This window comes from Phenylobacterium immobile (ATCC 35973), assembly GCF_001375595.1.
GTDB classification, from domain to species: domain Bacteria; phylum Pseudomonadota; class Alphaproteobacteria; order Caulobacterales; family Caulobacteraceae; genus Phenylobacterium; species Phenylobacterium immobile.
In genome coordinates, this window is the sequence record NZ_CVJQ01000001.1 from 294268 (window position 1) to 305830 (window position 11563).

Below are 11563 nucleotides of genomic sequence, written 5' to 3' on the forward strand. Positions count from 1 at the left end.
TGTCTATTTCGTAGATATATCGATATATCGGACCGTCGCAAGACCTATTTTCGATATGTCGGAATTATTTCTTTTTCCAGGGCGCTCTGGAGGGTGCGGGCCAGCAGTTCGCCCTCCGCACGCCGGTTTGACCCGGCGCGCCAGGCGACGACGATCTCGCGGCTGGGATCGTCGGCGACGATCGGCCGGATGGCGATGTGCGCCGTGTCGGCGAGCCCTGCGTCCACCGCCATCTTCGGCAGGAAGCTCACCCCCAGCCCCGACCCCACCATCTGCACCAGGGTCGGCAGGGAGGTCGCCGCGAAGCTCTCCTCGTCCGAGGCTCGCGGCGGGCGCAGGCCACAGGCGGCCAGGGCATGCTCACGCAGGCAGTGGCCGTCCTCCAGCAGGATCAGCCCCTCGCGCTCCAGCTCGCTGGGCGTCGCCGTGGCCTGGGCCGCCAGCCGGTTGTCGGCAGGCAGGGCCGCCATCAGTTCATCGTGCGCCACATGCGCGTACTGCAGGCCTGACGTGTCGAAGGGCAGGGCGATCAGGGCCGCGTCCAGTTGTCCGGCGCGCAAGGCGCTGATCAACCGGGTCGTCAGGTCTTCGCGCAGGAAGAGCCGAAGCTTGGGAAACTGTTCGCGCAGCAGGGGCAACACGCGCGGCAGCAGGAACGGCGCGATCGTCGGAATAACGCCCAGGCGGAACCGCCCGGCCAGCGGCTGGGCGACGTTCTTGGCCGCCTCAACCAGTTCCTCGGCCTCGTTGAGGATGGTGGTGGCGCGGCGAAGCGCCTCCTGGCCCACCGGCGTCAGGATGACGCCGGACCGCGCCCGCTCGACCACGGGCGCGCCCAGCGTGCGCTCCAACTCCTGGATGCCGGCCGACAGCGTCGGCTGGGTCACATGGGCGGCGAGAGCGGCCTTGCCGAAGCTGCCCGCCTCGGCAAGGACCTTGAGGTATTGCAGCTGCCGGATCGTCGGCAGCGTCAAGCGGCGACCATGCCGGCCTGCGCATGAGCCTCGGTCGTATCCTCGGCCGGCAACCGGATCAGATAGTCGAAGGCCGAGAGCGCCGCCTTGGAGCCGTCGCCCATGGCGATGACGATCTGCTTATAGGGCGTCGTTGTCGCATCGCCCGCCGCAAACACGCCAGGGATCGAGGTCTGGCCGCGATAGTCGACCTCGATCTCGCCACGCGGCGTCAGGGCCACGGAGTCCCTCAGCCACTCGGTGTTCGGCACCAGGCCGATCTGAACGAAGATGCCTTCCAGCGCGACTTCGTGGTGTTCCTCCGAATTGCGGTCCTTGTAGCGCAGGCCCACCACCTTTGAACCGTCGCCCAGCACCTCGGTCGTCAGCGCCGAGGTGATGACCCTGACGTTGGGCAGGGTCGCCAGCTTGCGTTGCAGGACAGCGTCGGCGCGCAGGTCACTGTCGAACTCGATCAGGGTGACGTGGGCGGTGATGCCGGCCAGGTCGATCGCGGCTTCCACGCCCGAATTACCGCCGCCAATCACCGCCACGCGCTTGCCCTTGTAGAGGGGGCCGTCGCAGTGCGGGCAGTAGGCCACGCCCTTGTTGCGGTACTGGTCCTCGCCGGGGACGTTCATCTGCCGCCAGCGGGCGCCGGTCGACAGGATGACGGTCTTCGACTTCAGGCTCGCGCCGTTCTCGAGCTTGATCTCGACCAGGCCGCCGGGCTGGCTGGGCGCGATGAGCGCCGTCGCCTTCTGCAGGTTCATCACGTCGACCTCATAGTCCTTGACGTGCTGTTCCAGGTTGGCCGCCAGCTTGGGGCCTTCGGTATGCGAGACTGAGATGAAGTTCTCGATGGCCATGGTGTCCAGCACCTGGCCGCCGAAGCGTTCGGCCGCGACGCCAGTGCGGATGCCCTTGCGCGCCGCATAGACCGCCGCCGCCGCGCCGGCAGGCCCGCCGCCGACCACCAGGACGTCAAAGGCGTCCTTGGCCTTGATCTTCTCGGCGTCGCGGGCGGCGGCGCCGGTGTCCAGCTTGGCCATGATCTGGTCGATGGTCATCCGGCCCTGGGCGAAGGGTTCGCCGTTCAGCAGGACGGTCGGCACCGCCATCACCTGGCGGGCCTCGACTTCCTCCTGGAAGAAGGCGCCGTCGATGGCGACGTGGTGAATGTTCGGATTGATCGAGGCCATGGTGTTCAGGGCCTGCACCACGTCCGGACAGTTCTGGCAGGTCTGCGAGAAATAGGTCTCGAACCGGTACTCGCCGGGCAGCGCCTTGATGCGCTCGATGAGCTCGGGGTCGATCTTCGGCGGGTGGCCGCCGACGTGCAGCAGCGCCAGCACCAGCGAGGAGAATTCATGCCCCATCGGCAGGCCGGCGAAACGCGCATCGGCGTCGCCTGCGGCCCGGGTGATGGCGAAGGAGGGCACGCGCGCATCGGCGCCGGCCAGGTTCAGGCTGACCTTGTCGGATTGCGCCGCCACATCCTCAAGCAGGCTGCGCATCTCGGCCGAGCGGGCGCCGTCATCGAGGGACGCGACCAGTTCGATCGGCTGACGCAGGTTGCCGAGGTAGGTTTTCAGCTGGCCCTTCAGGGCTTGGTCCAACATGGCGATAACTCCGATTCACAGGGGGGAGGCGGAGGGGGCGCCGCCCGGAGCTTTCGCTGCGGACGACGCCTGATCCGTAGTGCTTAGATCTTGCCGACGAGGTCGAGAGACGGCGCCAGGGTGGCCGAGCCTTCTTCCCACTTCGCCGGGCAGACTTCGCCCGGGTGTTCGCGAACGTAGATGCCCGCCTTCACCTTGCGGACGAGTTCAGCGGCGTTGCGGCCGATGCCTTCGGCGGTGATTTCCATGGCTTGGATCACGCCGTCGGGATCGACGACGAAGGTGCCACGGTCGGCCAGGCCGACGCCCGGACGCATCACTTCGAAGTTGTTGGTGATGGCGCCCGACTGATCGCCGACCATGAAGTAGTTGATCTTGCTGATGGCCGGGCTGCTGTCGTGCCAGGCCTTGTGGCTGAAGTGCGTGTCGGTCGAGACCGAATAGACCTCGACGCCCAGGCCTTGCAGCTCGGCGTAGTGGTCAGCCAGGTCTTCCAGTTCGGTCGGGCAGACGAAAGTGAAGTCGGCCGGATAGAAGAAGAAGATCGACCACTTGCCCTTCAGGTCGGCGTCGCTGACGTCGACGAACTGGCCGGACTTGTAGGCCGTGGCGTTGAAGGGTTTCACGGTGGTGTTCAAAACGGACATGGAGCTCTCCCTGGCAATGTCGGAGGCCATATCTAGGGGGGCGGGCCCGCAAGGACAAATCGATTAAATCATCTTTTCGTATCGAAGCGGTCTATGCCTCCACCCGGGGATGAATCGTCTCTTCTCGCAGGAGAGGGGTCGAGAAGCGCCTTCAGCCGCGCCATCTGCTCGCCCAGCACCGCATCGACCGGCCCCGCCCAGGTCTCCGCCAATCCGCCCTTGGCGTAGCCGCCGACATCATAGGTCAGCGTCACCTTCGAACCCGACGCTGTCGGGGTGACGACGAAACCGAGATGGCCCGTGGCGCCGGTGAACACCAGGGGGCCAAGCGCGCCCTCCAGCCGCAGTTGATGGGTGCTGTCGTCTTTGAAGACGATCGAAAGATGCCGCACTTCACCCTTGGGCAAGGTCTCGCAGAAGCAGCCCCGGTCCGGGTCCATGGAAAGGTTTTCAGCCGCGCCCGACCATGTGTGGTCCTTGCTCCACCACATCGCGGGCCGGAGGACACCCGCCCAGACAATGGCGGGCGGCTTGGTTGTTTCAAACGTGTGGACGACCTCGAACCCGGCCGCCGACCGGTCCGTCACCTCGGCCCGCGCCGCGCCGGCGCAGCACAACAGGCCGATCGCCAGGATCATGGACCTCATCGGCGTTTCTCCCCGCGCGCGAGCCCCAAAATAGCGCACCCTCTCCCCTCGGGGGAGAGGAAGAATTCAGGCCGGCTCGAAGCTGATCGGCGCGCCCCAGAAGGTCTGTGTCAACGCCGGTTGCAGGCCAGGCTTGCCGGTGGTCAGGAACCGGCGGCCGCCATAGGCCCCCGGATCAAACTCCGGGTGTCGCTCCAGGTAGCGCGTCAAGGCGTCGGCGGTCGCTACCGGCTGATGGATGACGGGCGTGCCAGGCTTCAAGGCAGCACGGAAGATGTCGGCGACGATCTCATAGTGGGTGCAGCCCAGGATCGCGCGGTCTGGCGCGCGACCGATGCGGGCGGTGATCTTCGCCACATGGCCCTCGATCTCGGCGGCGAGGACCGAGGCCGTGGCGCCCTGCTCGATCAGGGTTGCCAGGTTCGGGCAGGGTTCGGAGAAGACGGCGACGTCCTGCCGGCGCTTGTCGATCTCGATCTCGTAGACGCGGCTCTTCGCGGTCGCCGGGGTTGAGAAGACCGCCAGCACGTCCAGCTTCTCGACCTTATCGCCGCGCCGCTCGGCCTCATGCTCCCAGGGCAGGCCCGTGGCCGCCTCGATGGTCGGCACGATGATGCCCAGGATGTTCACCGGCCGGCCGAGGTCACGCCTGAGGCCGGGCAACCAGGTCTGCTGCAATCGTCTAAGCGCGATGCCTGACGCCGTGTTGCAGGCGAGCACGATGAGGTCGCACCCCTCGCGGAACAGCCGCTCGCAGCCGGCCTTGGTCAGCTCGACGATCTCCTCGCCGGGCCGGCCGCCATAGGGCGCATTGGCCTGGTCGGCCAGATAGACAAAGTCCGCCTTGGGAAACCGCTCCACCAGCCTGTGATGGACGGTCAGCCCGCCGACGCCGGAATCGAAAACGCCAATCGCCATGGGCCAGAACCTTGAAAATTTAGAGCGCGTCGGACGGGTGAACCGGCCTCCGCTTCACCCTGACGCGCTCTAGGCGTAAACCCGTTCCACCCGCTCGCGCCAGAGGGCCAGGGCCGGCGTGACGCCCAGTTCCATGACCAGCGGCAGGACCACGCCCGGCGCGAACCCGGCGTGGAAGGCGTCCGCCAACCGCGCCAGCCCGCCGACGACGATGATCGTCGCCAGAGCGCGCACCACCGCCCCGCGCCGCTCGATTGTCGGGATCGTCCAGACATAGACAAGGCCAATGCCCAGCAACAGGCCCGAGAGGTAGCGCACATGGTTGTCGTGCAGGGCTGCGCCCTGGTCGAAGCCGCCGATCACGCCCCAGCCGCCGGCGCCGATCGGCACGAAGCTGGCGATGGCGATCGCGATCTGGAGGACACGTCTCTCCATCAGAACAGCGACGGCTGCTTGAGCTTCTGAGCGGCGACCACCGCCGCGCCCTCGATCGCCAGCAGCTTCAGCTTGGTCGCCGCCCCGCCCGGCGCCGAGAACCCGCCCAGCTTGCCGCCCGCCGCTGTCACACGATGACAAGGCACGACGATCGGCCAGGGATTCTGACCCAGGGCCTGGCCGACATCGCGCGCCAGGAGCTTGTCGCCCAGCTCCTCGGCGATCTGACCATAGGTCATGGTCTCCCCCGGCGGGATCGCGCGGGCGATCTCATAGACCTGCGCGTTGAACGCCGGGACGCGGTCCGCCTCAATCGCGATGTCCGCAAGGTCGTCCTTCTCGCCGCGCAACAAGGCGCGGACGCCGTCCATGGCGCGCAGGATCTTCGCCGTCGGCGCCGCCTCGACCGCGCCCGGAAAGCGCGCCAAGAGCCGCCCCCGCGATCGCTCGGCGTCCGGCTCCGGCAGGCGCACGCCCACAAGGCCCTTGTCGCCCCAGGCCAGGGCCGCAAAGCCGATAGCTGTTTCAAAGATGACGTAGTGGATCATGAGGCGAGCCTACCCCCGAACCGCCCCGCACGCTGGCGGATTTCGGACACGGACGCTAAGCCGCTCATCCCGCAAGAACAGCGAACGTTGATTATTTGCACTGTTCGGCGCATAAGCCGCCCCTTCCGGCGCCAACCTTGGTCAGCGCCCTCCACCGCCACGACCCCCACCACCATATGGGACGAGGGCGGCGAGGACCCCCGTCGACGCAATCGTCCACGGGGGATGACTGTGTTTGGTCCATGAGGTTTTGATGTTCGACGCGCTCACAGATCGTCTGTCAGGGGTTTTCGACCGGCTCTCCGGTCGCGGCGTCCTGTCTGACAAGGACATCGACGAAGTCCTGCGCGAGGTGCGGGTCGCCCTGCTGGAGGCCGACGTCGCGCTTCCCGTCGTGCGCGACTTCATCGCCAAGGCCAAGGAGCGCGCCTCCGGCGAGGCGGTGATCCGCTCGGTCCGTCCGGCCGACCAGATCGTCAAGATCACCTACGACGGGCTTGTCGAAATGCTCGGCGGCGAAGGCGAGCCCGAGGGCCTGAACCTCTCGCTCAACCCGCCCAGCGTGATCCTGATGGCCGGCCTCCAGGGCTCGGGCAAGACGACCACGGCCGGCAAGCTGGCGCTCCGCCTCGTCAAAGAGCGCAAGAAGGTCCTGCTGGCCTCGCTCGACACCCGCCGCCCGGCCGCCATGGAGCAGCTGGCGATGCTGGCGACCCAGGCTGGCGCGGAAAGCCTGCCGATCGTCGCCGGCCAGGCCGCCCCGGACATCGCCCGCCGCGCCATGACGGCCGCCAGGCTCCAGGGCTTCGACATCCTCATCCTCGACACCGCCGGCCGCACGACGCTGGACGAAGCGATGATGAGCGAGGCGTCCGAGATCGCCCGCATTGCGACGCCCTCGGAAACCCTGCTCGTCGCCGACAGCCTGACCGGTCAGGATGCCGTACGCACCGCCCGCGCCTTCCATGAACGCCTGCCGCTGACCGGCCTGGTCCTGACCCGCGCCGACGGCGACGGCCGCGGCGGCGCGGCGCTCTCCATGCGCGCCGTCACCGGCCTGCCGATCAAGTTTTTGGGCGTCTCGGAGAAGATCGACGGCCTCGACGCCTTCGACGCCCGTCGCGTCGCCGGCCGCATCCTGGGCCAGGGCGACGTTGTCGCGCTCGTCGAGAAGGCGACCCAGGATCTCGACGTCGCCAACGCCGAGGCCATGGCCCGCAAGCTGGCCAAGGGTCAGTTCGACCTTGAGATGATGGCCGACCAGCTGGCGCAGATGAAGCGCATGGGCGGCATGGACGGCCTGATGGGCTTCCTGCCCGGCGTCCAGAAGATGAAGAAGCAGATCGCCGAGGCCAACGTTAGCGACAAGATGCTGGACCGTCAGGCGGCGATCATCAGCTCCATGACCAAGGCCGAGCGCAAGAAGCCCGACGTGCTGCAGGCCTCGCGCAAGCGCCGCATCGCCGCCGGCGCCGGCGTCGACGTGGCCGAGGTCAACCGCTTGCTGAAACAGCACCGCCAGATGGCCGACGCCTTCAAGGCGATGAGCAAGGGCGGCGGCAAGGGCTTCGCCCAGATGGCCCAGATGTTCGGCGGCGGCGGCGCCAATCCGCTGAAGGCCATGGGCGGCGGCAAGACGTCCATGCCGAGCCAGCAAGAGATCGACGACATGGCCGCCAAGCTCGGCGGTCCTGGCAGTTTGAAACTTCCGGGTCCCCGTTTACCAGGAATGGGCGGCGGTCTGCCGCCGGGCTTCAATCCCTTCAAAAAATAGAACGAAGAACCAAGGACTTAACTGAAATGCTGAAGATCCGTCTCGCCCGTGGCGGCGCCAAGAAGCGCCCCTACTACTCGATCGTCATCGCCGACAGCCACTCCGCGCGCGATGGCCGCTTCATCGAGAAGGTGGGCTCCTACAACCCGCTGCTGAAGAAGGACGACCCGAACCGCGTCGTCCTGAAGATCGAACGCATCCAGGAATGGATGTCCAAGGGCGCCCAGCCGACCGACCGCGTCGCCCGCGAACTGTCGCTGCAAGGCGTCGGGACCTGGAAGTCAGGCAACAACCCCAAGCAGGGTCTGCCGGGCGACAAGGCCAAGGAGCGCGCCGAGGAGAAGGTGAAGCGCGAAGCTGACCGCGCCCAGGCGCTGGAAGACGCCAAGGCCGCTGCGGCCGCTGCGGCCGCTGAAGCCGCCGCCAATCCCGCGCCGGAGCCCGAGCCCGTCGCTGAGGAAGCTCCCATCGCCGACGAGGCGCCGGCCGCTGAAGCTGCGCCGGCCGAAGAGGCGGCGACCGCTGAAGAAGCTCCCGTTGCTGAAGAAGTCGTGGCTGCTGAAGCCGCCGCCGAAGCCGTTGAGGCCGCCGCCTCCGCTGAGCCGGCTGTCGAGGATCCGGCTGCTGAGCCCGCCCCGACTGAAGACGCCCCGACTGAAGACAAGGCCGAAGGCTAAGCGCTCCGGAGCTCGCGACCTTGGCCGACAACCTCATCATGGTGGCCAGGGTCGCCGGCGCCTTCGGCGTGCGCGGCGAGGTGCGGATCACGACCTTCACGGCCGACCCGCTTTCGCTGACCGACTACGGCGCCCTTCTGCGGCAGGATGGATCGGCGGGCCTCACGCTCTCCGCCATCCGCCCCGCGAAGGGCGGCGTCATCGCCCGCGCCAAAGAGATCGAGAGCCGCGAGCAGGCCGAGGCCTTGCGGGGCTTGCGCCTCTTCATCCCTCGCGACCGTCTGCCGGAACCGGACGAAGATGAGTTCTACCTTGCCGATCTGATCGGCCTTTTGATCGTCAGTCCTTCGGGCGAGACCATGGGGACGGTGAAATCCGTCCACGACTTCGGCGCCGGCGATCTCATCGAGGTCCAGCCTGAAGCCGGCCCAAGCTGGTGGTTGCCCTTCACCCGCGAAAATGTGCCCGAGGTCCTGCTCGCCGAGGGCCGCGTCGTGGCTGTGCGTCCCGTGGAGATCGAAGGCGACCCCGCGTCCGAGGCCTAGGCCCGCACGCGGATCAGGCCTTCCTGGGTGGTCGAGGCCACCAGGGTCCCGTCCTCAGCATAGATCAACCCGCGCGTGAATCCGCGGCCGCCTGACGCCGAGGGGCTATCCTTGGCGTAGAGGTGCCACTGGTTGAAATCCATCGGCCGATGAAACCAGATGGCGTGGTCCAGGCTGGCCTGTTGCAGGCGGGTATTGCCCAGTCCTAGCCCATGCGGCCGCGTGGCGGTCATCAGCAACGTCAGGTCGGAGGCGTAGCTAAGCGCAATCTGCTGCTGGCGCGGATCTGCGGGGATCAGGTCCTTGCAGCGGAACCAGACATGCTGGGTCGGCGGTCGCGCCTCGCCGCGAGCGAGCGCCATCAGGTCGTCGACGTCGCCGTAGCGCATCTCGATCGGCTCGGCGAAGGCCTTCCAGCGCCGCCAGGCCGGCGCACTGAACGCGCGCGCCATCTGGGCGGCGACCGCCCCATCGGGAAGGCCTGGCCCCGGCATCGGCCCCTGGTGCTCCAGCCCTTCCTCCGGCGCCTGGAACGAGGCGGCCAGGTTGAAGATCTGCTTGCCGTCCTGGATGGCGATCACCCGCCTGGCCGTGAAGGAGCCGCCGTCGCGGGCGCGGTCCACCTCGAAGATAATGGGGATCGCCGGATCACCCGCACGCAGGAAATATCCGTGCAGCGAATGGCACAGCCGCTCATCCACGGTCGCGTAGGCCGCCGCCAGCGCCTGGGCCACCACCTGGCCGCCGAAGATGCGCCCGACCGGCACGTCCTCGCCCTCGGTGTAGGTAAAGCCGCGGAACAGGTTCGCGTCGAGCCGCTCCAGGGCCAGCTTCTCGGTCAGGGTCAGGGCGTCTTGCGGCATGACCCACGCCTACCACGGCGGCCATTCATGGCGTAAGTCCGGGCCATGGGTTTCGATGTCTCCGTACTGACCATGTTCCCCGAGGCCTTCCCCGGCCCGCTCGGTGTGTCTTTGATCGGCACGGCCTGGCGCGAGAAGGGGCTATGGACCCTGGAAACAGTGGACATTCGCGACTTTTCCAAAGATAAGCGCGGCTTCCTGGACGACACCCCGGCAGGGGGCGGCCCAGGACAAGTGCTGCGGGCCGACGTGATCGCTTCTGCGCTGGACAGCGTGGATCGCCGCGAACGCCCGCTTTTGTATATGAGCGCCCGGGGTCGGCCCCTGACCCAGGCGCGTGTGGCGGCGTGGTCGAAAGCCCCCGGGCTGATCGTCCTCTGCGGCCGTTTCGAAGGGGTGGACCAGCGCGTGCTCGACGCGCGCGGGTTCGAGGAGATCGCCGTCGGCGATGCGGTCCTGGCCGGTGGCGAGGCCGCCGCGATGGTGGCGATCGAAGCGTGCGTACGGCTCGCGCCCGGCGTTCTTGGGCAGGCCGCAAGTCTGAGTGAAGAAAGCTTCGAGGACGGTCTCCTCGAGCATCCGCAGTACACGCGACCGCGGACGTTCGAGGGCCACGACATTCCCGAGGTGCTGCTGAGCGGGAACCACGCCGAGATCCGGAAGTGGCGCCAGGCGATGCGGAACGAAACCACGCGGGAAAGACGTCCAGACCTATGGGCGCTGAACCCCGCCAAACAACAGCCAAAGGGCGATTAAGCCCAAGACAGGATGAAGACCATGAACGTGATTGAGACCCTGCGTCAGGAAGAAGCTGACCGCCTGCTGGCCGCCCGCCAGATCCCCGAATTCCGCCCCGGCGACACCGTCCGCGTCAACGTGCGCATCAAGGAAGGTGAACGCGAGCGCGTCCAGGCCTACGAAGGCGTCGTGATCGCCCGCGGCGGCCAAGGCGTCGACGAGAGCTTCACAGTCCGCAAGATCTCTTTCGGCGAGGGCGTCGAACGCCTGTTCCCGATCATGTCGCCCAACATCGAATCCATCGAAGTGAAGCGCCGCGGCGTCGTCCGTCGCGCCAAGCTCTACTACCTGCGCGATCGCCGCGGGAAGTCGGCCCGGATCGCCGAACGCCAGAACGTTCGCCGCGAAACGACCGAAGCCTAAAAGCGCTTCAACCCGCGAATTTGACGGCGGCCGGGCGACTGGCCGCCGTTTTCGTATCTGGCGCTACTCGCCTTCGTCAAAGCGGTTAGCGATCAGGTCCGTTAGGGCTTCGACGACGGCCGCCGCGTCTGCGCCCTCCGCCTCGATATCGATGGTCGAGCCGACGCCCGCAGCCAGCATCATCAGGCCCATAATCGAGCGAGCGTCCACGGTCTGGCCGTCCTTGGATACGGTGACCTCAGCGTCGAAGGCCGCCGCCGTGCGCACGAACTTCGCCGAGGCGCGCGCGTGGAGACCGCGCTTGTTGATGATCTCTACGGTCTGACGCACGCCCATTCCTTCAGGGAATCAGCGTTATTTCTCACCGGCCAGCACATAGGATGCAACCGAGATGTACTTGCGCCCGGCTTCCTGGGCGCAGGCCACCGCCTCTTCCAGGCCGTGACGGCCGCGCACGCTGGCGAGTTTGATCAGCATCGGCAGGTTTAGACCGGCGATCACTTCGGCGCGGGTCTGCTCCATCACCGAGATCGCGAGATTGGACGGCGTGCCGCCGAACATGTCGGTGAGCAGGATAACGCCGGCGCCGGTTTCAACCCGCCCGCAGGCCGCAAGGATGTCCTGCCGGCGACGCTCCATGTCGTCATCCGGTCCGATGCAGATCGTCTCAACAGCCGACTGCGGTCCGACCACGTGCTCCATGGCGGAGACAAACTCCTCCGCCAGGCGCCCGTGCGTCACGATCACGAGGCCGATCATGCCAACTCTTTCAA

At 67.1% G+C, this 11563-nt stretch carries 14 protein-coding genes and 1 pseudogene; 5 read left to right on the forward strand and 10 right to left on the reverse strand.

Annotated elements, in window-relative coordinates:
• Positions 1-44 precede the first annotated feature (44 nt).
• From BN1313_RS01395 to BN1313_RS01425, 7 genes are all read right to left on the reverse strand, one after another.
• The gene (locus tag BN1313_RS01395) at positions 45-974 is read right to left on the reverse strand and encodes a hydrogen peroxide-inducible genes activator (protein WP_091735581.1); all 930 of its coding nucleotides are present in this window, start codon (positions 972-974) and stop codon (positions 45-47) included.
• Entirely contained in the window at positions 971-2575 is a 1605-nt protein-coding gene (ahpF, locus tag BN1313_RS01400) for an alkyl hydroperoxide reductase subunit F (protein WP_091735584.1), read from the reverse strand. Before ahpF ends, BN1313_RS01395 begins: the two co-directional genes overlap by 4 nt.
• An 83-nt stretch (positions 2576-2658) precedes the next feature.
• Complete coding sequence (gene ahpC / locus BN1313_RS01405) at positions 2659-3222, reverse strand: alkyl hydroperoxide reductase subunit C (protein ID WP_091735586.1); 564 nt, start codon at positions 3220-3222, stop codon at positions 2659-2661.
• Positions 3223-3290: 68 nt separating this feature from the next.
• A complete protein-coding gene (locus BN1313_RS01410) occupies positions 3291-3869 on the reverse strand; it encodes an ATPase (RefSeq protein ID WP_176695857.1) in 579 nt (192 codons plus the stop codon).
• Between the two features lie 66 nt (positions 3870-3935).
• On the reverse strand, positions 3936-4787 hold the full coding sequence (locus tag BN1313_RS01415) for a glutamate racemase (protein ID WP_091735589.1): 852 nt from the start codon (positions 4785-4787) through the stop codon (positions 3936-3938).
• A gap of 69 nt (positions 4788-4856) precedes the next feature.
• Positions 4857-5222: a DUF4345 family protein gene (locus BN1313_RS01420; protein ID WP_091735592.1), complete on the reverse strand. Its 366-nt coding sequence runs from the start codon at positions 5220-5222 to the stop codon at positions 4857-4859.
• The gene (locus BN1313_RS01425; RefSeq protein WP_091735595.1) at positions 5222-5770 is read right to left on the reverse strand and encodes a methylated-DNA--[protein]-cysteine S-methyltransferase; all 549 of its coding nucleotides are present in this window, start codon (positions 5768-5770) and stop codon (positions 5222-5224) included. Before BN1313_RS01425 ends, BN1313_RS01420 begins: the two co-directional genes overlap by 1 nt.
• A 253-nt stretch (positions 5771-6023) precedes the next feature.
• Here BN1313_RS01425 and ffh point away from each other — a divergent pair, with 253 nt between their 5' ends.
• From ffh to rimM, 3 genes and pseudogenes are all read left to right on the forward strand, one after another.
• On the forward strand, positions 6024-7544 hold the full coding sequence (gene ffh, locus BN1313_RS01430) for a signal recognition particle protein (RefSeq protein ID WP_091735598.1): 1521 nt from the start codon (positions 6024-6026) through the stop codon (positions 7542-7544).
• A 26-nt stretch (positions 7545-7570) separates the two neighbouring features.
• A pseudogene (rpsP, locus tag BN1313_RS01435) lies at positions 7571-8068 on the forward strand (30S ribosomal protein S16); the annotation flags it as partial.
• 173 nt (positions 8069-8241) lie between these two features.
• Positions 8242-8766, forward strand: coding sequence for a ribosome maturation factor RimM (rimM, locus tag BN1313_RS01440; RefSeq protein WP_245620055.1), 525 nt, complete (start codon positions 8242-8244; stop codon positions 8764-8766).
• Here rimM and BN1313_RS01445 read toward each other — a convergent pair.
• Positions 8763-9629 (reverse strand): acyl-CoA thioesterase, encoded by an 867-nt coding sequence (locus tag BN1313_RS01445; protein ID WP_091735604.1) that lies wholly within the window; start codon positions 9627-9629, stop codon positions 8763-8765. The two genes, rimM and BN1313_RS01445, sit on opposite strands and share 4 nt — an antisense overlap.
• A gap of 45 nt (positions 9630-9674) precedes the next feature.
• On the opposite strand from BN1313_RS01445, the gene trmD reads away from it, so the two are divergent.
• Both trmD and rplS read left to right on the forward strand, forming a co-directional pair.
• Entirely contained in the window at positions 9675-10385 is a 711-nt protein-coding gene (gene trmD, locus BN1313_RS01450; RefSeq protein WP_091735607.1) for a tRNA (guanosine(37)-N1)-methyltransferase TrmD, read from the forward strand.
• 21 nt (positions 10386-10406) lie between these two features.
• On the forward strand, positions 10407-10790 hold the full coding sequence (gene rplS, locus BN1313_RS01455; RefSeq protein ID WP_091742089.1) for a 50S ribosomal protein L19: 384 nt from the start codon (positions 10407-10409) through the stop codon (positions 10788-10790).
• A 63-nt stretch (positions 10791-10853) separates the two neighbouring features.
• Here the strand turns inward: rplS and BN1313_RS01460 are convergent, their stop codons facing one another.
• Positions 10854-11126 (reverse strand): HPr family phosphocarrier protein, encoded by a 273-nt coding sequence (locus tag BN1313_RS01460; protein WP_091735610.1) that lies wholly within the window; start codon positions 11124-11126, stop codon positions 10854-10856.
• Between the two features lie 18 nt (positions 11127-11144).
• Complete coding sequence (locus tag BN1313_RS01465; protein ID WP_091735613.1) at positions 11145-11549, reverse strand: PTS sugar transporter subunit IIA; 405 nt, start codon at positions 11547-11549, stop codon at positions 11145-11147.
• Positions 11550-11563: the final 14 nt, after the last annotated feature.